The organism is Streptomyces sp. PR69 (assembly GCF_026420845.1).
In the GTDB taxonomy this organism is placed as follows: domain Bacteria; phylum Actinomycetota; class Actinomycetes; order Streptomycetales; family Streptomycetaceae; genus Streptomyces.
This window is the reverse complement of sequence record NZ_JAOWCB010000003.1, coordinates 78,885-103,409: the sequence shown is the minus strand read 5'-3', so window position 1 is coordinate 103,409 and position 24,525 is coordinate 78,885. Positions and strand designations below refer to the sequence as shown.

The following is a 24,525-nucleotide window of genomic DNA, read 5'->3' as shown; positions in this document are numbered from 1 at the left end:
TTGCTCAGGTCCTTCCCGAGGGGCGGGCGAACGGCTGGGCGCCGAGGGACAGCAGGGCGGCGAGTTCGTCCGCCGCCGCGTCGGCGGGGGAGCGGCCGGTCAGCACATGGCGCTCATGGAAGGCGGCCACGGCGTCCATGACCGCGGGCGAGGCGTCGAGCCGCGGCAGCGCCTCAAGCGCCGCCGTGAAGCAGAGCTCCGCGGCCGCCCGGATCTCCGGATCGGCGAGGCCGTCGCGGGCCGCGGCCGTCCACAGCGGATTGCCCGGGGCCGCGGCGGTCTCCGCCAGCGGCTTGACGGCCCGGTAGACGGTTTCGGCCGCCTCCGGGTCCTCGAACAGCGCGGTCGCGACCGCGACCGGCACTTGCCAGCCGTCCGGGCCCGACTGGGCGTCGATCATGCGCAGTTCGAGATGGCCGCGGGGCCGCACGGGCGGGAAGAGCGTGGTCAGGTGGTAGTGCAGATCGTCCGCCGTGGGCGGACGCGGGGCCCCAGAGCGCAGCCACCCGCGGAAGGTGAGTCCCTCGGGGTCCGGCCATGGCCCTTCCGGAGCGTCGCGCACGAACATCACCGGCGCGTCCAGCGCATAGGTGCTCCAGGCCGTGCGGGGCGCTCCGTCCAGCGGGGGCGGCAGCCGCCGTACGGGGTCCACTCGGGCCATCACGGCCTCGCGGGCGGACCGCCATCCGGTGAACCGGCCTTCCGAGAAGGGAGAGTTGGCGAACGAGGCCAGCAGCACCGCGCCCAGCAGATGGGCGAGCCGCCAGCGTCGGGAGTGCCCCAGCGGGCCGGGCTCCTCCAGCCCCGCGTCCAGGCAGATCTGCACGGAGGCGCTGCTGCACATCATGATGCGGCCGGAGGGGGCCGTCCGGTCGTAGAACGCCTCCATGGCGTCGTAACGGGGGGAGCGGAGGTGTCGTCTCGGGGGGTGCCAGGGGTCGAGGCCCAGTCCGGTGAGGGCGAGTCCGGCCGGGCGGAGTGCGCGGCGCACGGCCCGGAGGTCGGCCGCGGCGGTGTCGAGGCACTCCATGAGGGAGGCGGCGGGGGGCGAGCTGAGCTCCAGCTGGCCGCCGGGTTCGAAGGTGAGAAGCGAGGTCAGGGGCAGTGCGCGGACGCGTTTATGGGCGTCTTCGAGGCGGTCGGGTCCTACGGCGGAGCCGGGCCGGGCGGCGTCATGGATGAACCACTCCAGCTCCACCCCGACCGCCTTGGGCGGACCGGTCTTGAAGCAGATACATCGCAGCAGGTCCTCCGCGTCGTCCTCGGTGATCGGCGGGCCGTATCCGCCGGTATCGGGTGGATGCATGCCGGTTCCTCCTGTCGAAGGGACTCTGCCAACCTAAAGCCAAGGCCGATGCTTCGCACAAGAGTGCATCAGCAGTCCCAGTAACCCTTTGCCGTATCTGGCGTATGCCCGTGAGGATGTCCGGCATGAGCGCACGACTGCGGGGGATCGCACGCCAGAACGAGCACATCGCCGACGCCGGCCGCTACCGGCTGCCCGACGGAACCGAGGTGTCCATCGAGCGGCAGCTGGCGGCGGCGGTGGCCGGCACCCGGATGTACGGCCCCGAGGCCCTGCCTGTCACCCCCGATGCCGACCGCACCCCGGCCTTCGAGGTCACCGGCGAGTCCAGCACCGAAGCGGCCCGGCGGCTCGTCGGGGAGAACCCCGACCGTCCGGTCGCCGTCCTCAACAACGAGCGCAGTGCCTTCTACTCCGACCGGGTGATCTTCCCCCATAGCCTTCGGCATGGGAGGTACCCCCACACCCTCCGTGCCGGTCTTCCGAGACGACCGCGGAGAGCTGCTCCGTACGCCGTACACCGCCGGATTCCTCACCTCGCCCGGCCCCAACGCGGGCGTCATCGCGCAGCGCACCCCCGAGGAGGCGCACCGCATCCCCGCCGCCCTGGCGTCCCGCGCCGAGCGGGTGCTTCAGACGGCGGCCGTGTGCGGCTACCGCCGACTGGTACTGGGGGCCTGGGGTTGCGGGGTGTTCCGCAACGACCCGGCCATGGTCGCGGGCGTCTTCCACGCCCTGCTCACCGGCGAGGGGCGGTTCGCGGGCCACTTCGAGCAGCTCGTCTTCGCGGTGCTCGACCGCACGGCGAACAGGTCCACGCTCGAAGCGTTCCGCCGTGTCTTCGCGTCTCAGATGCGGCTGTAGCGGCAGCCGCGGCGGCGGCCGCGGCACCGCCCCGCCGCACCGCTCGTTTCCGGCCATACCCGCACAACGGCAGGAGACCGGCCGCGAACCGGTCTGGAAAGATGCCGAGGGCGATGAGCCAGACACCGAAGCAGTCCGCAGAACGGCCCGTCCCGACCAGTGCCGACGTCGCCCGGCTGGCCGGAGTCTCGCGCGCCACGGTCTCCTATGTGCTCAACAACACCACGGCCGTGCGGATCAGCGAGCCCACCCGGCGCAGAGTGCGCGCGGCCGCCGAAGAGCTGGGCTATGTGCCGCACGCGGCCGCCCGCAGCCTGCGCGCCGGGCACACCCGGACCGTCCTGCTGCCTGCCGTGCACCCGCCCTCCGGGCCTCTCTACAGCAGGTTCTCCCATGAACTCCAATGGGCGCTGCGCCGCCTGGACTACACGGTCGTCCAGCACGGCAGCCTCGGCCTCGACGGGGACGAGGCGGCCCGCGCCTGGGCCGAGCTGCGCCCCGTCGCGGTCGTGGCGCTCGGCGACGTCGCGCTCACCCCGTACGGCGTCGGCGTGCTCAAACGCTCCGGCGCCAAGGCGGTGATCACACTCGGCCAGCGGCGCGTCGAGGGCGCACACAGCCTGATCATGGACCAGCGCGAGATCGGCGCATGTGCGGTCGGCCATCTGCTGCAGCGGGGCCGCCGGGCCATCGGCGTGGTCCTGCCGCAGGAGCCCGGCCACGCCTGCTTCGCCGGGCCTCGTCTGGAGGGCGCCCACTGTGCCGCGGCGAAGGCCGGGGCGGGTGTGCGGATCGAGCCGCTTCCCCTGTCGTACGAGGAGGAGTCGGCCGCCGCAATGGCCGCCCGCTGCCGCGCCCACGGCCTCGACGCCGTATATGCCTACAACGACGAGTACGCGATGCTGCTGATGCGTGCGCTGCAGGACGAGGGCGTCGACGTGCCGCGCCAGACGGCGGTCGTCGGCGCGGACGATCTCCTCCTCGGCCGGCTGCTGCGGCCCCGGCTCAGCACCGTCCGGATCGACCTGGTCACCGGCCGGCGGCTGGCCGAACTCGTCGACCGCGCCGTCCGCAACCCCGGAGCGCGGCCGGACCTGCACGCCCTGATGAGCGCCCACGCCGTCCCCCGCGAATCGAGCTGACTTCGGCCGGCGTCCGGCGACGACATGCGCGGGAGGCCGCGCATGTCTAGCGTCACTGGTATGAGCAGCCAGCCGCAGCGGTTCGAGATCCTCCTGGTGCCCGAGCATGTCGAGGGCAAGGAAGGCGCCGAACTGATCGAGAGCGCCATCCGCTCCGCGGTCGTCGAGGCGACCGGCCAGTACGGAGCCTCCGGCTACCCCCGCTACGTCGGCGGCGGCGTCGAGGCCGACATCGACCCCCGGACCCTGACGGTGGAGGCGCTGCTGGTGGACGGCGCGGAACTGGACTACGGCCTGTCGGCGAGGGTCGTCGAGGCGGAGAGCTGACCCTTCAGGGGCCGGGGGGCCGAGCCCCTCGGGGCGTTGACAGGGCGCGGGGAGCAGCAGAGACTCGGGCCTGACCAGGTGAACCACCGTTCACCGGACGAACAGAAGAACATGCGCATACGCTGGTCCACGCCCGGGAGACATCCGATGAGCATCCGCGACGTCTATATCGTCGACGCCGTCCGCACCCCCGTCGGAAAGTTCGGGGGCGCGCTCTCCTCCGTGCGGCCCGACGATCTCGCCGCGCATGTCATCAGGGCGCTGGCCGACCGCTCCCCGGACCTCGACCCGGCCCGGATCGACGACGTCGTCTTCGGGGACGCCAACGGCGCGGGCGAGGACAACCGCGACGTGGCGCGCATGGCCGTCCTGCTCGCCGGGCTGCCCGTGACCGTCCCCGGCGTCACGGTCAACCGGCTGTGCGGCTCCGGCCTGGAGGCCGTCATCCAGGCGGCGCGCGCCATCGCCCTCGGGGACGCGTCCATCGCGATCGCCGGCGGCGTGGAGTCGATGTCCCGCGCCCCGTGGGTGCTGCAGAAGCCCGAACGCGCCTTCCCCGCCGGGCATCAGCAGCTCCACTCCACCACCCTTGGCTGGCGGATGGTCAACCCCGAGATGCCCCCGGAGTGGACCGTGTCGCTCGGCGAGGGCGCGGAGCTGATCGCCGAGAAGCACGGCATCAGCCGCGAACAGCAGGACGCGTTCGCGCTGGCGAGCCATCAGAAAGCCGCCGCCGCCTGGGCGAAGGGACTGTACGACGGCGAAGTCACCGGCTGCGCGGGCATGGAGCCGATACGCGACGAGTGCATCCGCGACACCACCTCCATGGAGGCCCTCGCCAAGCTCAAGCCGGCCTTCCGCGACGGCGGCACGGTCACGGCGGGCAACTCCTCACCGCTGAACGACGGCGCCGCGGCCCTGCTGCTGGTCGACGAGGAGGGCCTGCGGGCCGTGGGCCGTGAGCCGCTCGCCCGTATCCGCGCCTCCGCGGTGACCGGCGTCGAGCCCCAGCTCTTCGGCCTCGGCCCCGTCGAGGCCGTCCAGCGGGCCCTGGGCAAAGCGGGCCGCACCTTCGCCGAACTGACGACGTTCGAGCTGAACGAGGCCTTCGCCGTCCAGTCGCTCGGCTGCCTCGCCGAGTGGCCTGAACTGGACCCGGCACTGGTCAACCCGCGGGGCGGCGCGATCGCCATCGGCCATCCGCTCGGCGCGTCCGGCGCGCGGCTCGCCGGCTCCGTCGCCCACCAGCTGGCCGCGGCGGGTTCCGGCACCGGGGTGGCGGCGCTGTGCATCGGGGTCGGCCAGGGCCTGGCCCTCGTACTCGAACGCTGACGCCGCCACGCCGCCGCCACCGGAGTTCTCAGGCCTCCGGGGCCCCGGTTGTGTCCTGGCCGCCCGCCTGCTGGCCGTTCTTCGCTTCCTTGACCGACTTGTGCACCGCGTCCATGTCCAGGGCGCGTGCCTGGCCGATCACGTCCTCCAGCGCGGGCTCGGGCAGTGCGCCCGGCTCCGCGAAGACGGCCACCTTCTCCCGTACGATCATCAGCGTGGGGATCGACTGGATGCCGAAGGCGGCGGCCAGCTCCCGCTGCGCCTCGGTGTCGACCTTCCCGAAGACCAGATCGGTGTGCCGCTCCGACGCCTCTTCGTACACCGGCGCGAACTGCCGGCACGGACCACACCAGGAAGCCCAGAAATCGATCAGAATGAAGTCGTTGTCGTTCACGACCTGATCGAAGTTCTCCTTGGTGAGCTCGACAGTGCTCATACGTACTACCTCTTCCTGGTGTCCCGTGGTTCCCGGCGTCCCGTGGACCCGCCCTGCGACAACCGGTTCCGGATGCCGGCTATTCCTGCCCCTGCCCGTGCAGCCCCGCCGCACACCCGCCGCCCACGGCGACGCGGGTCTCCCCCGGTGAGGACGGCGAGTACGCCCCCGGCCTCCGCGCCCGCGGCCGCTCATGGGCGGGCGCGGAGGCGCACCCCCGTACGGCCGCCGCCGCGGCCGTACCGGGCCGCTCACCCCGTCGCAGACGGGGCGGAAGAGACAGAAGAGCCGGACAGGGCAGACGGTGCAGACGGGGCCGCGGCGGGCGCCGGCCCGGTCAGCGAGCACACGACGTCCACCACACCCTCGACCGAACGGGCCAGGCTCCGGGCGAGCGGGATCCGCTCGCTGTCCCGCACCGTGCCCGTCAGACGGACCACCCCGTCGCACACCTCCACCCGGATGCCGTGCCGCGACACGGGGAAGAGCCGGTCCACCACCTGCGTCCGCACCTGGAAGGCCAGCTCGTCATCCGAGCGGAGGAAGACCTTCAGCAGATCGGCGCGGCTCACGATGCCCTGCAGCACACCCCCGGCGTCCACCACCGGCAGCCGTTTGACCTGGCGGCGGGCCATGACCCGGGCCGCCTGCGGCAGCGTCGCGTCGGCGCGGATCACCACCGCGGGAGTCGTCATCAGATCCTTCGCGCACACCCCGTCGGCCCTGGCGGTGTCCGCCGCCCGCTCCCGCTGCCCGACCGCGCCGGCCCCGCCGCTCCGGAACTCCTCCTTGGGCAGCAGATCCGCCTCGGAGACCACGCCGACGACGCGGCCCTCCCCTTCGATCACAGGCACCGCGCTGACCTGCCACCGCTGCATCGCGGCGGCGATCTCCTTGAAGCGGGCCTCCCGCTCCACGGATACGACGGCCCTGGTCATCACATCGTTCACGGTGTAGGGACGGTCATCCATGACAGGCGCTCCATGCATAGGCGGCGATGTGCGGGGAACCCCTCACACACCCCAGACTCCGCCGCCCACGGCGCCCGCGGACAGGGCCGACCGGCCCCGCCCGCGGGCTTGGCGGCCCATGCGGCCGCAGGGCCCGGCGGGGCAGCCTGGGGGTGACGGCCGGTCCGGCGCCGGACGAGGCTGCCGGGCGCTGCCTCTTCGAACGGACGTGAGGAACATGCCGACCACGAGACCACGTGCTTCATCCGCCGGTCCCGTCGCCCACCAGTCCACGGACATGGGCCGGCGCGTCGCCGCCCGCCGCGCGGAGCTGGGACTGACCCGCGAGCAGGTCGCGGCACGCTGCGGCGCGGCGCCCAGCTACATCCGGTATGTGGAGGAACACGCGTCCGCCCCCGGCATCGGGGCCATGATCAGGCTCGCCGACGCCCTGGAGACCACGGTCGCCGACCTCGCCGGCGGCTCCGCCGGCCGCCCGCCGGGCGCCGCCAGCGCGCCGCGCAACGCCCGGCTGGTCGAACTGGACCGGGACGAGAGCTGGGAGCTGCTCGCCGGCCACGGCGTGGGCCGGGTCGGCGTCACCACCGACGAAGGCCCCGCCATCGTCCCCGTCAACTATGTGGTCGCCGGCGGCGCGATCGCCTTCCGCACCGCACCCGGCGCCGTGCCCTCCGCCGCCGCCGGCTCCGAGGTCGCCTTCGAGGTCGACCGCATCGACGACGCCCAGTGCCAGGGCTGGAGTGTGCTGGTGACCGGCCGTGCCAAGGCCGTCACGGCCCCCGACGCCATCGGCCGCCTGGAGGCCGCGGCGCAGAGCCTGCCCTGGGCGGGCGGGCAGCGCGGGCTGTGGCTGGCGATCACCCCCGAGCGGGTGACCGGCCGGCGTGTGATCAACCCGCAGAGCGGCGTCCCCGACCACGCCCACGGCTCCCGCGAACCGTCCCGCGGACGGCCCTGACGCCGCCGACGCGTCCGCACCGGGCGGCGGCCCGGCGCACCCGGCGGCGGCCCACCGTGAGCGGGGACGGCGTACCGTGCAGATGAGAGGATCCGGATGGAACGCAGCACCGGGGCGGGAACCCACGAGCAGGCCACGGTCGAGCCACCCGGGCCGCGGCCCAGGTCGTTGCGCGCCGTCGTCTTCGACGCCGACGGCGTGCTGATCGACTCGGCCGGGGTGCACGCCGCCGCCTGGAAGCGCGCCTTCGACGCCTGTCTGCGCGCCCTGGCGGACCGCGACAGCCCTCAGGGGCGGCCCTTCGACGACGGCGACGAGTACCGGCGGCTGGTGGACGGCCGCTCGCGCGTCGAGGGCGCCCGCTCGTTTCTCACCTCGCGCGGCCTCTATCTGCCGCTCGGCGCCCCCGACGACCCGCCGGGCTGCGACACCGTCTGGGCCGTCGCCGCACGCAAGGACCAGATGTTCGTCGCCGCGCTGCGTGAGCGGCCCGTGCGGGTCTTCCCCGAGGTGCCCGAGACGCTGCACGCGCTCAGACGTGCCGGAGTCGCCTGCGCGGCGGCCTCCGCCTCCCGCCACGCGGGCGAACTCCTCGCCGCCTCCCGGGTCGCGGAACTGCTCGACGCCGTCGTCGACGGCACAGAGGTCGCCCGGCTGGGCCTGCCGTCCAAACCCGACCCCGCGCTGTTCCTCGAAACCGCGCGCCGCCTGGCGGCGCCGCCCTCGGCGAGCGCCCTCGTCGAGGACGCCGCCGTCGGCGTGGAGGCCGCACGCCGCGGTGGATTCGCCCTGGTCATCGGGGTCAACCGGGCCGGCGGCCGGGCCGGGGCCGACCGGCTGCGCGCCTGCGGGGCCGACACCGTGGTCGAGAACCTCACCGGCCTGCCCGGCCGGATCCGCCGGGGGAGTGGGCCGTGACCTCCTCATGGACCTGGGAGTACAGCGGCTACGACCCCAAGCAGGAACGTCTCAGGGAAGCCCTGTGCACCCTCGGCAACGGCCGCTTCGCCACCCGCGGCGCCGCCCCCGAGACCGACGCGGGCCCCGTGCACTACCCCGCCACCTACGGCGCGGGCTGCTACAACCGCCTGGAGTCACTGGTGGCCGGGCGGCGCATCGTCAACGAAGACCTGGTCAACCTGCCGAACTGGCTGCCGCTGCGCTACCGCTGCCGCCCCGCGGACGGCCCGCCCGGCGACTGGCTCACCCCCGACCACGCCAGTCTGCGCCGCTACCACCTGACCCTCGACCTGCGCTCCGGCGTGCTCACCCGCCATCTGCTCTACCAGGACGGCTACGGCCGCCGGCTGGGCGTCACCCACGCCCGCCTGGTCCACATGGGCGACCCGTATCTGGCCGCCCAGCGCACCACGCTGCGCGCCTACGGCTGGCAGGGCGAGATCGAGGTGGAGTCCGCACTGGACGGGGACGTCGTCAACGCGGGCGTCGACCGCTACCGGGAACTGGCGAACCGTCATCTGACCGGACTGCGCAGCGGAGTGGACCGTTCCGGAGCGCTGTGGCTGAGCTGCCGCGCCACCGACGGCCTGCTCCAGGCAGCCATGGCCCTGCGCACCGCCGTACGGCCCCTGGCCGCCGTCAGCACCTGGTTCAGCGGCGGCCGGGCCGCCCAGTCCTGCATCGTGCCGATCTCCCGCCAGCGCCATGTCACCGTGGTGAAGACCGCCGCCCTGCACACCACCGTCGACGGCCCCGCCGGCGAGCTGGTGCGCGACGCACTCGACAGCGTCACCCAGGCCCCCGGCTTCGCCGCCCTGCTCACCTCGCACCGCCAGGCGTGGGACAGGCTGTGGCAGCGGGCGGAGCTGTCCGTGCCGGGTGAGGCGGGCCGTGTGCTGCGGCTGCATATGTTCCATGTGCTGCAGACCCTGTCGCCCAACACCGCGGCCCTCGACGTGGGCGTGCCCGCCCGCGGCCTGCACGGCGAGGCCTACCGGGGCCATGTCTTCTGGGACGAGCTGTTCGTCCTGCCGTATCTCAGCCTGCACTTCCCGCAGGTCGCCCGCGCCCTGCTCGGCTACCGGCACCGCCGGCTGCCCGCGGCCTGCGAGTCCGCACGGAAGGCCGGGCACCAGGGCGCGATGTACCCGTGGCAGAGCGGCCGCGACGGCCGGGAGGAGAGCCAGGAGGTCCATCTCAACCCCCGCTCAGGCCACTGGATGCCCGACCATTCACGGCTGCAGCGGCACGTCGGCTCGGCCATCGCCCTCAACGTCTGGCGGTACGCGCAGACCAGCGGCGACACCGAATTCCTGCACGGCCCCGGCGCGGAGATGCTGCTCCAGATCGCCCGCTTCTGGGAGGGCGCGGCGGACTACGACCCCTCCCTCGCCCGCTGGCGCATCCGGGGCGTCGTCGGCCCCGACGAGTTCCATGACGCCTACCCGGGTGCCGACCGCCCCGGACTCGACGACAACGCCTACACCAATGTGACCGCCTCCTGGGTGCTCGCGCGGGCGGCCGCACTGGCGGCGGCGCTGCCCGAGGCGCGGCGGTCCGAACTGTTCGAGCAGCTCGGCGCGGAACCCGACGTCCTGGAACGCTGGGAGGCCGTCTCACGCGGTCTGCATGTGCCGTTCCACCAGGGGGTGATCAGCCAGTTCGAGGGGTACGGGGAACTGGCCGAGCTGGACTGGGACGCATACCGCGCCCGCTATGCGGACATCCGCCGACTCGACCGGATCCTGGAGGCCGAGGGGGACACGGTCAACCGCTACCAGGCGTCCAAGCAGGCCGACACGCTGATGCTCGGCCATCTGTTCTCCCCGGCCCAACTCGCGGAGCTGTTCTCGCGGCTCGGCTATGTCCTCGACGACGAGACCTGGCGTCGGACGGTCGCCTACTACCTGCGCAGAACCAGCCATGGCTCGACGCTGTCCAGTCTGGTCCACGGCTGGGTGCTCACCCGCCTGGGCGGCGCCGACGCCTGGCGCTACTGCGAGGAGGCGCTGCTCAGCGATGTGGCCGACGTCCAGGGCGGCACCACGGCCGAAGGCATCCATCTGGGCGCGATGGCCGGCACCGTCGATCTGGTGCAGCGCGGGCTGACCGGTCTGGAGACCGGCCCCGACGGACTGCGGCTGCACCCGGTGCCGCTGGACGAGATCTCCCGCTTCGTCTTCTCGCTGTGCTACCGCGGCCACCGGGGCATCCAGGTGCGGATGCTGCCCGGCCGCCTGGGCATCTTCGTGCCGCCGTCGCGGGCCGGCCCGCTCACCGTGATCCTCCCCGACGACCGGCATGTCGTGCTCAACCCCGGCGAGCGCCACTGGTACCGGCTGCCGCGCACCGAGTCCTGAGCCGCAGGGCTGCTGCGGCGGCTACCGTGGAAAGGACGCACACGGACACGCGACGGACACCAAGGGCACCGGCCACGGATGCGCGCTGACGCCTCACACAGGCGGATCACACAGGCGGAGGGGTCCATGCACCAGGACAGCGGAAGCGAGCAGGAGGGCCGGCTGCCGCGGCTGAGGCTGGACGAGCTGCTCGATGAGCTCCAGGGCCGCATCGACGAGGTGCGGGGCACCCGGGACCGGCTCAACGGCCTGCTGGAGGCGGTCCTGTCGGTGGGGCGCGAGCTCGATCTGCCGCAGGTGCTGCGGGGCATCGTGGAGGCCGCTGTGGCCCTCGTCGACGCCGGCTACGGAGCGCTCGGCGTCATCGGGGACGACCGGAAGCTGGCGCAGTTCCTGCCCGTGGGCATCAGCGACGAGGTACGCGAGCAGATCGGTGAGCTGCCGTCCGGACACGGGCTGCTGGGCGAACTGATCCGGAATCCGCAGCCGCTGCGCCTTGAGGAGCTGTCCGAACACCCGGCCTCGTCCGGCTTCCCCGAACACCACCCGCCCATGAGCTCGTTCCTGGGGGTGCCCATCCGCGTCCGCGACGAGGTCTTCGGCAATCTGTATCTGACGGAGAAGCGCGGCGGGGCCGCGTTCGACGCCGAGGACGAGGCGGTGGTGTCGACGCTCGCCGTGGCGGCGGGCATCGCCATCGAGAACGCCCGGCTGTTCGAGGAGGTCCGGCTCAGGGAGCGCTGGCTCGCCGCGAGCACCGAGATCACCGGCGCCCTGCTGTCCGGGTCCTCCGAGACCGAGGTGCTGGAGGTGATGGCGGAACGCGCCCGGCAGATCACCTCGGCGGAGCTCAGCGCCATCTATCTGCTGGAGCGGGATCCCCGGCACTCAAGCGGCCGGCTCCGCGGCGCCCTGGCTCTCGGCCAGGGGGCCGAGAGCCACCGCGGCAAGCTGCTGCCCGCCCGGGGCACCCTGATCGGGGCCGCGCTCGCCGAGGGCGCGCCGATCACCTCGCCCGACATCGCGAACGACGCGCGGGTCACCTTCGAGCCCGGCCGCTGGAAGGGCTTCGGCCCCGCGGTGGCCGTGCCGGTGGGCACCCATGACCGGGTGCGCGGCGTGCTGACCCTGGCCCGGGAGGCGGGACGGCCGCCGTTCAGCGACACGGAGACCGGGCCGCTGTCCGGGTTCGCGGCACAGGCGGCCCTGGCCCTGGAACTGGCCGACCGACGGCGGGACGCCGAGCAGATGAGCCTGCTCGCCGACCACGACAGAATCGCCCGCGATCTGCACGATCTGGCCATTCAGCGGCTCTTCGCCACCGGTATGACCCTGCAGAGCGCCCAGCGGTTCGTCCAGCACCCCGAGGCCGTGGAGCGGCTCGGCAGGGCCATCGACGACCTCGACTCCACCATCAAGATCATCCGATCGACCATCTTCGGCCTCCGCGAGCATGAGCGCACCAGAGAGGCCGACGGACTGCGCGGCCGCGCCGTGCGCGCCGTCGAGGACGCCGTCGGCGTGCTGGGCTTCGCCCCGGCGCTGCGCATGGAGGGCCTTATCGACACCGAGGTGCCCCGGGAGGTCGCCGACGAGGTCGTGGCCGTGATCGGCGAGGCGCTGAGCAACATCGCCCGGCACGCCCGTGCTTCGCGCGCCGAGGTCGCCCTCGTCGCCCGCGGCGGCACGCTGACCGTCACCGTGACGGACGACGGAGCCGGCATCTCCCGGCAGGCGCAGGGCCACAGCACCGGAGGTCTGCGGAACCTCGCCGAGCGGGCCGAGCGCCTCGGCGGCACGCTGACCGTGGCCTCACATCAGCCCGGCGGCACCCTGCTGGAGTGGCGCATCCCGCTGCCGGCCGCGGACTGAGGGCCCCGCTGCCCCTGCTCATGCTGGACATGCCGGTCGTGCTGCTCATGCCGTCCGCGCTGCTCCTGCTGCTCCTGCTGGTCGTGCACCTGGGCCGCGATCACCGCAGCCTGCACCCGGCGCTCCACTCCCAGCTTGGCGAGCAGCCGCGAGATATGGTTCTTCACGGTCTTCTCCGACAGATACAGCCGCTTGCCGATCTCGCGGTTGGTCAGCCCCTCCCCGATCAGCTCCAGCACGGACCGCTCCCGTTCGGTGAGCCCGGCCAGCCGCTCGTCCTCCTCCGCCGCCGGCTCGGGCCCGCGCAGCGAACGCATCAGCCTCGCCGTCGTGGCCGGGTCGAGCATGGACTGTCCGGTCGCCACCGTACGCACCGCGGACACCAGGTCGGAGCCCTTGATCTGCTTGAGCACATAGCCCGACGCCCCGGCCATGATCGCGTCCAGCAGCGCATCGTCGTCGTCGAAGGACGTCAGCATCAGACAGGCCAGGCCGGGCAGCCGCGAACGCAGTTCCCGGCAGACGGACACCCCGTCCCCGTCCGGCAGCCGCACATCCAGCACGGCGACCCTCGGGCGCAGCGCCGGTCCCCGTGCCAGAGCCTGCTCCGCGGTCGCGGCCTCCCCGACGACCTCGATGTCGGGCTCGGAGTCCAGCAGATCGTGCAGCCCGCGCCGGACGACCTCGTGATCGTCCACGAGCAGCACCCGGATGGGCGTCTCCGCTGAGAAAGCGGGAGCGTCGGACATATCGGCCCCCTGACCGTTCAGCCCCCTGACCGTCGGATGTGATCGATCGTGCCGCCGATGCGGGGGCGGCGACAGGGCCGAACGGGTCCCATCGCCGCCGGACAGTCCCTATCGCGACGCCCCGTCCCCCGTCCCCGTCCCGTCCCCCGTCCCCGTCCCGTCCTCCGTCCCCGTCCCGTCCCCCGCGCCCGCCTCGTCCCCGGTCCCCGCTCCGGCCCCGGCCTCGGCCTCGTCGTCGGGGTTCAGCTCGATCCGGACGTCCACCACGCCCTCCACCGCCCGCACGGACCGGGCGATCAGCGGAACGAGGGACCGGTCCGGCAGCCGGCCGCCGATCGTCGCCACCCCTTCCCGCACCGTCGCCCGCACCCGGGCGTCCGGCGGCAGATGCCGCAGCACCGCCTCGTCGATCTCGGCGGCGATCTCCTCGTCCCCGCGCAGAAACACCTTGAGCAGGTCACTCCGGCTCACGACGCCCTCCAGCATCCCCGACGCGTCCACCACGGGCAGCCGCTTCACCCGCCGCCGCGCCATGATCCGCGCCGCCTCGGGCAGCGTGGCATCGGGGTGGACCGTCACGGCCGGAGCCGACATCAGCTCCTCGGCGCACACGCCCTCGGCCTTCACCGCATCGGCCGGCGGCTCCGCGCCCCACAGCGGCCGCTCCACCCGGTACTCCTCCTTAGGCAGCAGATCCGCCTCGGAGACCACGCCGATCACCCTGCCCTCGCCCTCCAGGACGGGCAGCGCGCTGACCTTCCACCGCTCCATCAGCTCCACGATCTCCTTGTAGGCAGCGCGCCGCCCCACGGCGACGGCCGCATGGGTCATGACGTCGCTGACGGTGTGCGGGGCAGGCTTCCGCGGCCCGGCGTCGTTCGATGCCACCGGCATGGAGAACTCCTCAGCTTCCGCTTCCATGGGGTGCGTACAGATCCAGCAGCCGGACTCGCGTCGCATGCAGCCGGTGCGAGAGCACCCGCCCGATCCAGTGCCCCATCGCGGAGCCGAACGAGGGGTCGGCGTCCATCATCATCCGCACCACCTCGGCGTCGAACTCATGCGCCCGCACCGGTGTCATCGCCTCCGCGCCCAGCTGCCACACATACGGGCGATACAGCCAGGACCAGCCCACCAGCTCCCCGAACCCCAGCGAGTCGATGACGGCCTTGCGCCCGCCGGGCACCCTGAAGTCCAGCGTGACCGTGCCCGAGCGGATGATCCAGAAGTGGTCGGCCGACTGCCCTTCCTCGAAGATCCGGTAGTTCTCGGGGAAGCCGACCTCCCTGGCCGTCGCCATCAGCCGGGCGCGGTACTCGGCGGGCAGGGAGGCGGCCATACGCGTGGGGGAGGGGGTGCTCATCGCTGCTGCTCCTTCATCTCGCATCCTGTGTTCCAGCCTCGGACTCCGGCCCATCACACGGGAGGGCCGACTGGCCCAAGGCTGGGCCCTCACACTCCACGCCGGCTCCATTCGGGCTCCGTCTTCGCCCAGTCCGCCTCCCACTCCTCCATCCGGCGGCGCAGCGCGGCGCGGCGCTGCCACAGCCGGCCGCCCGCAGCGAGCGCGGCCGCACCGCCCGCGGTGAACGTGCCGACCACGATGGTGCTGGCCCACACGTCGGCGTCGCTGTCCGGCGGCTGGGTCACCCGCCCCCGCTCGTCCAGCCACACCACCGCGCGGTCACCGCGCACAGCGTCCTCCGGCGCCGGAACGAGCCCCTCTGCCTGCTTGCCGCCCGGCTCCTGCCAGCGGACCCGCGCCCAGGAGTCGATGCTCGTCCCGCCGCGGTCGGCCGACACCCGCGGCGCCCCGGCGTCCTCAAGGAGCCGCCCCTCGACGGGCTGGCGGGCCGCCGCCTGCTCGGCGGCAGCGGCGCGCCCGTGTTCGTACGTCATCCAGCCCGCGGCCGCCCCCGCCGCGGGAGCGCCCACGACCAGGGCCCCGGCGAACACGGCGGCGGTCCACGCCTCCACGACGTCGCACCTCCGGCGCAGCGGATTCCCCGCCGCCCGCCGCGGATGCGCTGTGTCCTTCATGGCGACCCCCGCCCTCTCAGGGACGTCTGCTACGCCCGGGGACGTCTGCTACGCCGTCGAACCCAGCGTCCACCGGCACGCCCCATCCGCCCCAGGGCTGCCCGGGCCTGGCGACAGGGCCGTTCGGCCCCCTCGCCCGGCCGGATCCGACTAGGTTGGCCGTCATGAGCAATCTCGACCGTCAGGCCGTCCCCTCCCTCTGCGGCGGCCGTGGCTTCGTCGTCGCCGAACCCGTACGAGAACTCCTCAGCCCCCGCCGCGTGCCCCTCGGGGAATCCACCGAGGTCCGCAGACTGCTGCCCAACCTCGGCCGCCGCATGGTCGGCGCCTGGGCCTTCGTCGACCACTACGGCCCCGACGACATCGCCGGGGAGCCCGGCATGCAGGTGCCGCCCCATCCGCACATGGGACTCCAGACCGTCAGCTGGCTCCACGAGGGCGAGGTGCTGCACCGTGACAGCACCGGCTCACTGGCCCTGGTCCGCCCCCGCGAACTGGGCCTGATGACCTCGGGCCGGGCCATCAGCCACTCCGAGGAGAGCCCCGTCCCGCACCCCCGCTTCCTGCACGGCGCGCAGCTGTGGGTGGCGCTCCCCGACAGCGCCCGCCACACCGAACCGCGCTTCGAACACCACACCGACCTGCCGGCCGTCACCGCCCCCGGCCTCACGGCCACCGTCATCCTCGGCGCCCTCGACGGCGCCGTCTCACCCGGCGTCGTCCACACCCCGCTGACCGGCGCGGACCTCACCCTCACCCGCGGCGCCGAGGCCCGCCTCCCGCTCGACCCCGACTTCGAGTACGCGGTCCTCGCCATGTCCGGCGAAACCCATGTGGACTCCGTCCCCGTCCTGCCCGGCTCGATGCTCTACCTCGGCTGCGGCCGCACCGAACTCCCCCTGCGCGCCGAGTCGGACGCGGCGGTGATGCTGCTGGGCGGCGAGCCCTTCGACGAGGAGATCGTCATGTGGTGGAACCTCATCGGCCGCACCCATGAGGAGATCGCCGAGGCCCGCGAGGCATGGATGACGGGCACCCGCTTCGGCGAGGTGAAGGGCTACGCCGGCGACCGCCTCCCCGCCCCCGAACTCCCCGCGACACCGCTGAAACCACGGGGGAGGGTGCGCTGAGCAGGCTTCGGCGCCGGGGCGCTCAGGCCGTCCCGCCGCCCGTCCCGCCCGCCGCCGTCTCCCACCAGCGGGCGTCCGGTCCGCCCTCCGCCGCCCGGGCCGCGAGCTCACCGGCCGCCCGCCGCAGCGCCACCACCCCCGGCGCGTCCCGGCGGGCCGTCGCCCACGCCAGCAGCGCCGTACAGGGCGGGGCGTCGAGGACGTCGACGTACCGGATGCCGGGCCGGGGAAACAGCTCGCGGCAGCTCGCCGAGACCAGCCGCAGCCCGGCGCCCCGGGCGACCGCCGCCAGGCTGCCCTCGAACGTCGCCGCCGTATGCGCGGTGTACGCCACGGGTGTGCCGTCCGGCCGCGGATCGGCCGCCCAGAAGGCCCGCCACCCTTCCGGCACGGCCGATGACAGACCGACCACCGGCACCTGGGCCAGCTCGCCCAGCGTCACGGAACCGCGGTCGGCCAGCCGGTGGCGGTCCGTCAGACAGGCGACGACCGGTTCCGTCGCCAGCCGCAGGGACTGCACGCCCGGCGGCGCCGGCCCGTAGCACAGCACCGCGTCGACCCGGCCGTCCAGCAGCGCGCCGAACTGCTCGGCGAAGTCCACCTCGCGCAGCGCCGTCTCCAGCCCGGGATGCCGCTCCCCGACCCGCTCCACCAGGGCCCGGATGACCGGCAGAGCCGTGACATAGCAGCCCAGGACGGCGCGGCCGGACAGCGCCCGCTCCTGTTCCCGCACGGCCTCCCGCAGCGCCTCGGCGGCCCCGACCGCCGCCCGGACGCGGGGGAGAAGGGCCTCACCGGCGGCGGTGAGCCGCACCCGCCGGGTCGACCGCTCCAGCAGGGCCACGCCCCACTGTTCCTCCAGCCGCCGAAGCTGTCTGCTGAGCGCGGGCTGGCTGATGTAGAGGCGCTCGGCGGCGCGCCCGAAGTGCAGCTCCTCAGCGAGGACCAGCAGCAGCCGCAGCTGACGCATGCTCGGATCGGACCCGTCACCCATACTCATAAACGGGAAGTTATCAATTGGGGCCGTACGCGCATCAGTCAGCACTTCCCGGCAGGCAGGCGGCCCGGCGACGATGGAATCACCGCACACACCTGAGCGAGGAGTCCGTCATGCCGTCGTCGCGCCGCTGGTTCCAGTCGGTGATCCTGCTGCTGGGCCTGGTCGTGGTGGGCACCGCCCTGGCCGACATCGCCGTCGGACCGTCCGTCCTGCCCGGCAGCCCGGAGGCAAGCGCCACGCTGGACAGCAACTACCGCTTCTTCGCCGGGCTGTGGTGCACCCTCGGCATCGTCATGCTGGGCACGGTCCGGCACATCGAACGCCACGCCTTCGCGCTGCGGGCCGTGTTCGGCGCCGTGTTCCTCGGCGGGCTGGCACGCGGCCTGTCGTATCTGTCGGCCGGCGCGCCGCACGCCCTCTTCACGGCCGGCATCGGGGTCGAGTTGCTGCTGCCGCCCCTGCTGCTCCTGTGGTCGCAGCGGGTATGCCGGGAGCCCGCACGGCTTGTGACGCACTGAGAGCCCGGGCGGGGCGACCGCTTCGGGGGTCGGCCGCCCCGCCCGCCGTCCCACCCGGAACCGCTACCTCTGCGGGGCGAGTCCGGGGTGCTCGTGCCGATGCCCGTGGTCGTGCTCGCAGGCGTCGTCGATGCCGTAGGCGTCCCATGGGGGAAACGGATCGGCGGCCGCGCGGCTCTCGCCTTCGGCCATGAGGCAGTCGGCGAGGGCCGTGTGAAGCGCCTCGGTGCGCAGCCCGGTGCCGATGAAGACGAGTTCCTGGCCCTGGGCGGCGGACTCGTCACGGGCGCCCGAGGGTTCGAAGCGGGCCACCGATCCGGCCTGCGACCACAGGCCGGTCACGTTCGGGCGGCTGGCCAGCCAGAAGAAGCCCTTGGACCGCAGGACCCGCCCGTACGCCCCGCTGTCGAGGCGCTCGGTCACGAAGGTCCACAGCCGGCCCGGGTGGAACGGCCGGGCGGAGCGGAAGACGGTGCTGGAGATGCCGTATTCCTCTGTCTCCGGGACATGGTCGCCGTTGAGCTCCATGACCCAGCCGGGGGCCTGCTGGGCGCGCTCCAGGTCGAAGAGCCCGGTGCCGAGGACGTCGCCGAGGTCCACGCGCCCATGGGTGGCGGACACCACCCGGGCTGCCGGATTGAGCCGGGTCAGCGCGGCCCTGAGCCGGTCGGCGTGCTCCGGGGCGATGAGATCGAGCTTGTTGGCCACGATGACGTCGGCGAACTCGATCTGGTCCATCAGCAGATCGCTGACGGTGCGTTCATCGTCCTCGTACTGGTCGAGTCCGCGCTCGGCGAGTGAGTCTCCGCCCTCCAGCTCCGGGAGGAAGTTCGCCGCGTCGACCACCGTCACCATGGTGTCCAGCCGGGCCAGCTCGCCGAGTGTCGCCCCGTCGTCGCGCGGGAACGCGAAGGTCGCGGCGACCGGCATGGGCTCGGAGATGCCGCTGGACTCGATCAGCAGATAGTCGAAGCGGCCTTCGCGGGCGAGACGGTCGACCTCCTCCAGCAGATCGTCGCGCAGGGTGCAGCAGATGCACCCATTGGTCATCTCGACCAGCCGCTCCTCGGTCCGCGACAGCGCGGCCTCGCCGCCCCGCACCAGCGCGGCGTCGATGTTGACCTCGCTCATGTCGTTGACGATCACCGCGACGCGCAGGCCCTCGCGGTTGCTCAGCACATGGTTGAGCAGGGTGGTCTTCCCCGCCCCGAGGAAGCCGGACAGCACGGTCACGGGCAGTCGGCCGGCCATCCCCGTCAGCCCTCGGGGCGCAGCAGACCGCGCTCGTACGCCGCGACGAGCCGCTGCGGCACCAGATGGACGGCTCCGTCCACCGTGACGGGCACGAGCTGCGGCGTGGCGGCCTTCCACTGGGCGCGGCGGTGGCGGGTGTTGCTGCGGGACATCTTCCGCTTGGGTACGGCCATGGTGTTCGGGTCCTCTCTGAGTCGGGCGAACCCGAGGCTATATGAAAATGGATTCCATTACGAATTAGGTCTCTGCACAGCCGATCCGGGCGGAGCGGCGCGGCTACGGGCAGGGCGGGGCATAGGCCCGGTCGGCGTCGCGGACGTACTGATCCCATTCGTCCCTGCTGATCGGGTCTCCGGAGACGGAGCAGATGTGTGCGGCCGCCCGCTCAGGGTCGGTCTCCCACAGCCGTACCGTTCGATCCAGACCGCTCGCTGCGAGGGTGTGGCCGTCCGGGCCGAAGGCCAAGGACAAGACGCCGTCGGCCGGACCGGTCAGGGTGGCCACGGTACGGGGTGCGGCTGGCTCGCTCAGGTCCCAGAGCCGTACTTTGTCGTCGGTTCCTCCAGTGGCCAGTGTGTTCCCGCTGAACTCCGCCCAGTAGACATAGCCGTTGTGGGCGGCGAGCGGGGCCCTGAGCCGGGTGGGGGCAAGAGGGCTGGACATGTCCCACAGGTGCAGCTTTCCATCAGCGTCGCCTGCGACCAGGACGTCTCGGCGGGGGTGGTATGCGACCGCGTACACATAGTTCTTCGCTCCCCCGAGTACCGCGACCGTCGTGGGATGGCGGGTGTCGGTGATGTTCCATACCCGGACGGTCCGGTCGACGCTGGCGGTGGCGATGAAGCGTCCATCGGGGCTGAACGCGACGGACTGCACATAGTTGTCGTGGCCGATGAGGGTGAACGCACGGGCAGGGCGCCGGGGGTCCGAGACGTCCCACACATGGACCATGTGGTCCTGGCCGCCGGCGGCGAGCAGCCGGTCGTCCGGGCTGAAGGCCAGGGTTTCCACCGAGTCTTCGGGGCCGGACAGCGGGCGCGACGTGTGCGGAACCGGCCGCTGCGGGTCGCTCACGTCCCACAGGTAGACGCTGCCTTTGTTGCCGCCGGTGGCGAGAAGGGGACGCTTCGGGCTGACGGCCAGGGACCCGGCGAAGTCGCCTGCTGCGGCATCGCTCGGCAGCAGCCCCCCGAACAGGGCGGGGCGGCGTCGGTCGGCCATGTTCCACAGCCAGAGAGTCCTGTCGCGGCTGCCTGCGGCGAGGACGTTGCCGCCCGGGGAGAAGGCGACGGTGAAGACGGCGTCCGCGGGGCCCCTCAGCGAGGCTCCGGGGAGCTTCCACAGCCGTACCGCCCCGTCGGATGCGCCGGTGGCCAGTGTCTGGGTGTCTCCGCCGAAGCCGACCGCGGGCACCGGGCCCGGATGGGGGAGTACCGAGACAAGGCGTCCGGTGGCCAGATCCCAGGTACGGGCCGTGTCGTCGGAGCTTCCGGCGGCGAGCGTCCTCCCGTCGGGGCTGAAGGCCACCGACTGGATGAAGCTGGTGGGACCGGTGAGCGGCTGTCCCAGCGTCCTGGGGCGTTCCGGATCGGAGACGTTCCACAGGCGCACGGTGTTCTCGGCGCCCCCGGCGGCGAGCGTCCGCCCATCGGGGCTGAACGCCACGGAGTAGACGTCTTTCCTCGGTTCGCTCAGGGTGGCGAGGGCTTTGGGACTCTCAGGGCCCGCCAGCGTCCACAGCCGGACCGTGTCGTCGGTGCCTCCGCTTGCCAGGAGCGTGCCGTCCGGGCTGAAGGCCACGGACTGCACAAAGCCCTGGTGGCCCTTGAGCGTGGCCACGGTCCTGGGACGCTCCGGTTCCGCCACGTTCCACAGGCGGATGGTCTTGTCCGCGCTGCCTGCCGCCAGCGTCGTGCCGTCGGGGCTGAAGGCCAGTGAGTAGATGGTGTCGCCTGCGCGCAGACGCTCCGTGGCGTAGGCGACGGGTCTCGCGCGGTCGCCGCCGAGCTCCCACAGCCGTACCACCCTGTCCATGCCCGCGGCGGCCAGCGTCCGGCCGTCCGGGCTGAAGGCGAGCGACATGACGGTGTCCGTGGGACCGGTCAGCGGCTGCCCCAGCAGGCTGGGGCGATGGCCGCCGGTCGTGTCCCACAGGTGCACAGACCCGTCGGCCCCGGCAGCGGCGAGTGTGTGCCCGTCGCGGCTGAACGCGACCGACTGGATGATGCCCTCGGGGCCGAGAAGGCGGGTCGCGGCCGGGCCCGTGGTCGAGTTGAGCAGGCTCGCCCGGGCTTCGGACGTCGGGGCGATACGGTACGCGATCAGGCTCAGCTGCATGGCGAGCGAGGTGTCGATGTCCCGCAGCTCATCCGCCTGCTTTGCGATCAGCCGGGACATGGCCAGGCCACGCTGCCGGTCGGCGTCCCTGCGCTGTTGCACCGCGTTCACCATAAGACCGCTCGCGATCAGCAGCAGCGCCGCCAGCGCGGCGAGGAGGCCGTACAGCAGTCGCGTTCGGCGACGCCTGGTGCGGACCTCCGCCCGCCGCTGCTGGAGACTCGCGTTCAGGAACTCGCGCATCGCCGGAGTCAGCAGATGCCGGTGACCCGACTCCGCCCATCTCTCGGCGATCTCCAGACGCGTGCCGCGGTAGAGGGACCCGGCATCGCGCCGCTCACGTTCCCACTGGTCGGCTGCCTCGGCGAGGCGCTGCCCGATGAGGAGTTCGGCACGGTCGGTGTCGATCCACCGGCGCAGCAACGGCCAGGCGTGGAGCAGGGCCTCATGGGTGATCTGTGCCTCCTGCTCGTCCAGCGACAGCAGCCGGGCCTGTGCGAAGGCATCGAGGACCCGGGCGACGGATGCCGGATCTGTGACGGCCTCCGCACCGGCGAGCTCGTCGAGTGAGGCGGGGCGGCGGGTGTCCTCGGTGCCGTCGCCGATGCGGACGAGCCGCAGCAGCAGGCGCCTGGCGATGCGACGGTCCTCCGGGTCGAGGCCGCTGTAGACGCGTTCGGCGGTCTGGGCGACCGCCTGCCAGATTCCTCCGGTCGCCTGATAGCCGGCGAGTGTGAGCAGTCGGCCCTCGCGCTGCTGCCAGGTGGCCAGCAGCGCATGGGACAGCAGGGGGAGCGTGCCGTGGTCCGGCCCGGTCGCGCCACCGGCTCGCAGATCCCGGATCAGCGTCTCGGCCAGCCCGTCTTCCAGAACCAGCCCGGCGGCGGCGGCCGGTTTCCCGATCGCGTCGAGCAGTTCGTCACTGCTCATTGGCTCGGTGACGAGCTGATGGTGCTGCAGTGCGGGGACCAGCTCGGGGTAGGCCGAGCAGTGTGCGTAGAAGTCCGCGCGGACGCCGAGCACGGCCAGCACCGGCGGTTCCGATCCGTCGGTACCGGGGCTGCTCGCCTGGCACAGCGCGCGGATGAAGGCCTGCTGCTCGGCGGGGTCGGTGCATGCGGTGAAAAGCTGCTCGAACTGGTCGATGATCAGGACGACTCGGCTGCCGGGCACAAGGGCGCCCGACGCCGGTGATCGCAGCAATCGCCGAGCGGCATCGGAAAGCCATCCCCGGCTGTCCGGAGATCCCGCGGAACACTCCGCGGAGGGTGCCGAGTTCTGCGCCGTCCGCTCGTACTGGGCCATCCGCTCGGCGAGTTCGCACAGTGGATGGGCATGCGGGGTGAACGTCAGCACAGGCCAGGTGCGGGACACCTCGACGCCCGGCAGTCCTTTCCGCAGGGCAGGCAGCAGACCGGCGTACAGCAGAGAGGACTTGCCCGACCCCGACGGGCCCGTCACCACCAGCGGACCGCTGTCCGGCAGCTGTTCGACGAGCAGCTGGACAAGCCTGGCCGTGAGCCGCTCCCGCCCGAAGTAGTAGTCCGCGTCTCCTGGCCCGAACGCGGCCAGGCCGCGGTACGGGCTGGTGGCCTGCGCGGCCCCTTCGTGCGCCGGGTCGGCGGATCTCGCCGCGGTGGGAGGCGGCGGCCGGTAGGCGCGGTTCATGGTGAGCACCATGTGATCGGCGAGCCCCGCTGCCTGCCTCTGCGGCCGTGGCAGCCCGCGATCCGCCATGGCGCGGGTGAGAAGCCGATAGACGTGATCGAGCGTCAGCGCGGGAGGGCCCGTCGGATCGCCCTCATGGAGCAGTCTGATCAGCTCTCCGGTGAAGGCGGTGTGACGTGCTCCGAGAGGAGCGTGAGCGGCTTCGTGGCGGGCTGCGGATGCCAGCAGATAGCCGCCGTGCACCTGCGCTGCGACCATGGCGTCCTCGGCGGGGCTGCCCAGGGAGCCATGGGCCCGCCCCGCGAAACAGCAGTCCAGCACGACCACGATGGTCCGGGCCCGGCAGGCGGCCAGGGCATCGCGGACCGCGGAGTACGGAAGCGCCTTGAAGGCCAGACCGCGGCTGTCGTCGTCCGTGGCGGCGGTGGCGAGGTGCAGCTGATTGCCCGCGCTGACCAGGCCGTGTCCGATGTACGAGAACATCAGGACGTCTTCGGCCTGCACGGCCGCCTGCATCAGCGCCTCACCGAGCGCCAGGGGATCGGGCGGGTCGAGCAGAATGCTCAGATCCGCGGGGGCGAGGCCGCACCGCTCCACCAGCGTTCGTCCCAGATCCCGCACCGTGCCGGGCACACTGGGGAGGGCCGGGAGCGTGGACTGCGCACCATGGGCGCCCGTCCCGGCCAGCAGGACCCTGACACCGGGGGCGCTCAGCGCCGTCGGCGGCTCACTCCTCGACGGGGCGCCGTGATCCGGCATCGCTCTCGCCGCCCGGCAGCTCGTCCTTGAGCAGCCGCTCCACCTCGGAGATCTGCCGCTGAAGCCCCGCTCCGTCGAGGCCGCGCACCCGTCTGGCCGACAGCGTCACCTGAGCGCGGTCACCGTCGCGCACGGCGGTCAGGGTCACATCGCTCGTGCGCTGCCGCAGCCAGGTGATCAGTACGCAGGACAGCACCGCCAGTGCGCCGCCTGGAGCCAGGGCCACCAGCAGCGCCTCCGTCCCCGCGCCCATCGTGCCCGGCTCGGGCGGATCGGCGGCGATCCCGACCCGGCCGCGGAGTTCGTCCTCCTGGGTCAGCCACCCGTGTAAGGACCGCAGTTCGTCGCCCGGTTCATCCGTCAGCAGGGTGATCGTCACATCCACAGGTCCCGCCCCTCCCGGCGCCGGACATCCCTTCGGCCGCCGTCTTCATGCCGCCGTAACATAGCGGCTTAAAAGGGCTGTTGGGCACCCCCCGTTCGTCGCGCGGCCCGGTGGGGAAGGCTCTCCCCCGTCGCCCCGCGTGACAGCGTCACGCCGC

Annotated in this window: 20 protein-coding genes and 2 pseudogenes; 10 read left to right on the top strand and 12 right to left on the bottom strand. The window is 72.8% G+C overall.

The features are described 5' to 3' along the window. Window positions 1-4 precede the first annotated feature (4 nt). The gene (gene egtA, locus OF819_RS03850) at window positions 5-1,306 is read right to left on the bottom strand and encodes an ergothioneine biosynthesis glutamate--cysteine ligase EgtA (protein WP_267241884.1); all 1,302 of its coding nucleotides are present in this window, start codon (window positions 1,304-1,306) and stop codon (window positions 5-7) included. Window positions 1,307-1,431: 125 nt separating this feature from the next. Between egtA and OF819_RS03845 the strand changes: the two are divergent. The 4 genes and pseudogenes from OF819_RS03845 (at window position 1,432) to OF819_RS03830 (ending at window position 4,971) form a co-directional block, all read left to right on the top strand. Then, a pseudogene (locus OF819_RS03845) lies at window positions 1,432-2,170 on the top strand (TIGR02452 family protein). Window positions 2,171-2,283: 113 nt separating this feature from the next. Then, window positions 2,284-3,312, top strand: coding sequence for a LacI family DNA-binding transcriptional regulator (locus OF819_RS03840; protein WP_267241883.1), 1,029 nt, complete (start codon window positions 2,284-2,286; stop codon window positions 3,310-3,312). 60 nt (window positions 3,313-3,372) lie between these two features. Continuing rightward, on the top strand, window positions 3,373-3,639 hold the full coding sequence (locus tag OF819_RS03835) for a hypothetical protein (protein ID WP_267241882.1): 267 nt from the start codon (window positions 3,373-3,375) through the stop codon (window positions 3,637-3,639). A 147-nt stretch (window positions 3,640-3,786) separates the two neighbouring features. Further along, window positions 3,787-4,971 (top strand): thiolase family protein, encoded by a 1,185-nt coding sequence (locus OF819_RS03830; protein WP_267241881.1) that lies wholly within the window; start codon window positions 3,787-3,789, stop codon window positions 4,969-4,971. A gap of 28 nt (window positions 4,972-4,999) precedes the next feature. Here OF819_RS03830 and trxA read toward each other — a convergent pair whose 3' ends face one another. Together trxA and OF819_RS03820 are read right to left on the bottom strand one after the other, a co-directional pair. Then, window positions 5,000-5,407: a thioredoxin gene (gene trxA / locus OF819_RS03825; protein ID WP_267241880.1), complete on the bottom strand. Its 408-nt coding sequence runs from the start codon at window positions 5,405-5,407 to the stop codon at window positions 5,000-5,002. Between the two features lie 251 nt (window positions 5,408-5,658). Beyond that, entirely contained in the window at window positions 5,659-6,378 is a 720-nt protein-coding gene (locus OF819_RS03820) for a CBS domain-containing protein (RefSeq protein WP_267241879.1), read from the bottom strand. Window positions 6,379-6,595: 217 nt separating this feature from the next. Between OF819_RS03820 and OF819_RS03815 the strand changes: the two genes are divergently transcribed. The 4 genes from OF819_RS03815 (at window position 6,596) to OF819_RS03800 (ending at window position 12,528) form a co-directional block, all read left to right on the top strand. Continuing rightward, window positions 6,596-7,336 carry a helix-turn-helix domain-containing protein gene (locus OF819_RS03815; protein ID WP_267241878.1) on the top strand — a complete coding sequence of 247 codons (741 nt, stop codon included), beginning with the start codon at window positions 6,596-6,598 and terminating at the stop codon, window positions 7,334-7,336. A 96-nt stretch (window positions 7,337-7,432) separates the two neighbouring features. Next, on the top strand, window positions 7,433-8,254 hold the full coding sequence (locus tag OF819_RS03810; protein ID WP_267241877.1) for an HAD family hydrolase: 822 nt from the start codon (window positions 7,433-7,435) through the stop codon (window positions 8,252-8,254). Beyond that, window positions 8,251-10,656, top strand: a complete 2,406-nt coding sequence (locus tag OF819_RS03805) for a glycoside hydrolase family 65 protein (RefSeq protein WP_267241876.1) — start codon at window positions 8,251-8,253, stop codon at window positions 10,654-10,656. Before OF819_RS03810 ends, OF819_RS03805 begins: the two co-directional genes overlap by 4 nt. Before the next feature lie 126 nt (window positions 10,657-10,782). Continuing rightward, window positions 10,783-12,528: a GAF domain-containing protein gene (locus tag OF819_RS03800; RefSeq protein WP_267241875.1), complete on the top strand. Its 1,746-nt coding sequence runs from the start codon at window positions 10,783-10,785 to the stop codon at window positions 12,526-12,528. Window positions 12,529-12,608: 80 nt separating this feature from the next. On the opposite strand, the pseudogene OF819_RS03795 reads toward OF819_RS03800, so the two are convergent. The 4 genes and pseudogenes from OF819_RS03795 to OF819_RS03780 all read right to left on the bottom strand — a co-directional run. Continuing rightward, window positions 12,609-13,277 (bottom strand): annotated as a pseudogene (locus tag OF819_RS03795) (response regulator); the annotation flags it as partial. Between the two features lie 108 nt (window positions 13,278-13,385). Next, window positions 13,386-14,108: a CBS domain-containing protein gene (locus OF819_RS03790; RefSeq protein WP_267242070.1), complete on the bottom strand. Its 723-nt coding sequence runs from the start codon at window positions 14,106-14,108 to the stop codon at window positions 13,386-13,388. A 73-nt stretch (window positions 14,109-14,181) separates the two neighbouring features. After that, window positions 14,182-14,640 (bottom strand): Crp/Fnr family transcriptional regulator, encoded by a 459-nt coding sequence (locus OF819_RS03785; protein ID WP_267241874.1) that lies wholly within the window; start codon window positions 14,638-14,640, stop codon window positions 14,182-14,184. 89 nt (window positions 14,641-14,729) lie between these two features. Then, the gene (locus OF819_RS03780; RefSeq protein WP_267241873.1) at window positions 14,730-15,317 is read right to left on the bottom strand and encodes a hypothetical protein; all 588 of its coding nucleotides are present in this window, start codon (window positions 15,315-15,317) and stop codon (window positions 14,730-14,732) included. Window positions 15,318-15,481: 164 nt separating this feature from the next. On the opposite strand from OF819_RS03780, the gene OF819_RS03775 reads away from it, so the two are divergent. Beyond that, the gene (locus tag OF819_RS03775) at window positions 15,482-16,447 is read left to right on the top strand and encodes a pirin family protein (protein WP_267241872.1); all 966 of its coding nucleotides are present in this window, start codon (window positions 15,482-15,484) and stop codon (window positions 16,445-16,447) included. A 22-nt stretch (window positions 16,448-16,469) separates the two neighbouring features. On the opposite strand, the gene OF819_RS03770 is transcribed toward OF819_RS03775, so the two are convergent. Further along, on the bottom strand, window positions 16,470-17,447 hold the full coding sequence (locus tag OF819_RS03770; protein ID WP_267241871.1) for a LysR family transcriptional regulator: 978 nt from the start codon (window positions 17,445-17,447) through the stop codon (window positions 16,470-16,472). A gap of 110 nt (window positions 17,448-17,557) precedes the next feature. On the opposite strand from OF819_RS03770, the gene OF819_RS03765 reads away from it, so the two are divergent. After that, window positions 17,558-17,965 (top strand): DUF4345 domain-containing protein, encoded by a 408-nt coding sequence (locus tag OF819_RS03765; RefSeq protein ID WP_267241870.1) that lies wholly within the window; start codon window positions 17,558-17,560, stop codon window positions 17,963-17,965. Window positions 17,966-18,028: 63 nt separating this feature from the next. Here OF819_RS03765 and OF819_RS03760 read toward each other — a convergent pair whose 3' ends face one another. The 4 genes from OF819_RS03760 to OF819_RS03745 all read right to left on the bottom strand — a co-directional run bounded on the left by OF819_RS03760 (window position 18,029) and on the right by OF819_RS03745 (window position 24,368). Continuing rightward, window positions 18,029-19,216, bottom strand: coding sequence for a GTP-binding protein (locus OF819_RS03760; RefSeq protein ID WP_267241869.1), 1,188 nt, complete (start codon window positions 19,214-19,216; stop codon window positions 18,029-18,031). A 5-nt stretch (window positions 19,217-19,221) separates the two neighbouring features. Beyond that, window positions 19,222-19,392: a 50S ribosomal protein L32 gene (gene rpmF / locus OF819_RS03755; protein WP_267241868.1), complete on the bottom strand. Its 171-nt coding sequence runs from the start codon at window positions 19,390-19,392 to the stop codon at window positions 19,222-19,224. Window positions 19,393-19,495: 103 nt separating this feature from the next. Then, entirely contained in the window at window positions 19,496-23,983 is a 4,488-nt protein-coding gene (locus OF819_RS03750) for a caspase, EACC1-associated type (RefSeq protein ID WP_267241867.1), read from the bottom strand. Beyond that, complete coding sequence (locus tag OF819_RS03745) at window positions 23,952-24,368, bottom strand: effector-associated constant component EACC1 (protein ID WP_267241866.1); 417 nt, start codon at window positions 24,366-24,368, stop codon at window positions 23,952-23,954. The genes OF819_RS03750 and OF819_RS03745 overlap by 32 nt, the downstream gene beginning before the upstream one ends. Window positions 24,369-24,525: the final 157 nt, after the last annotated feature.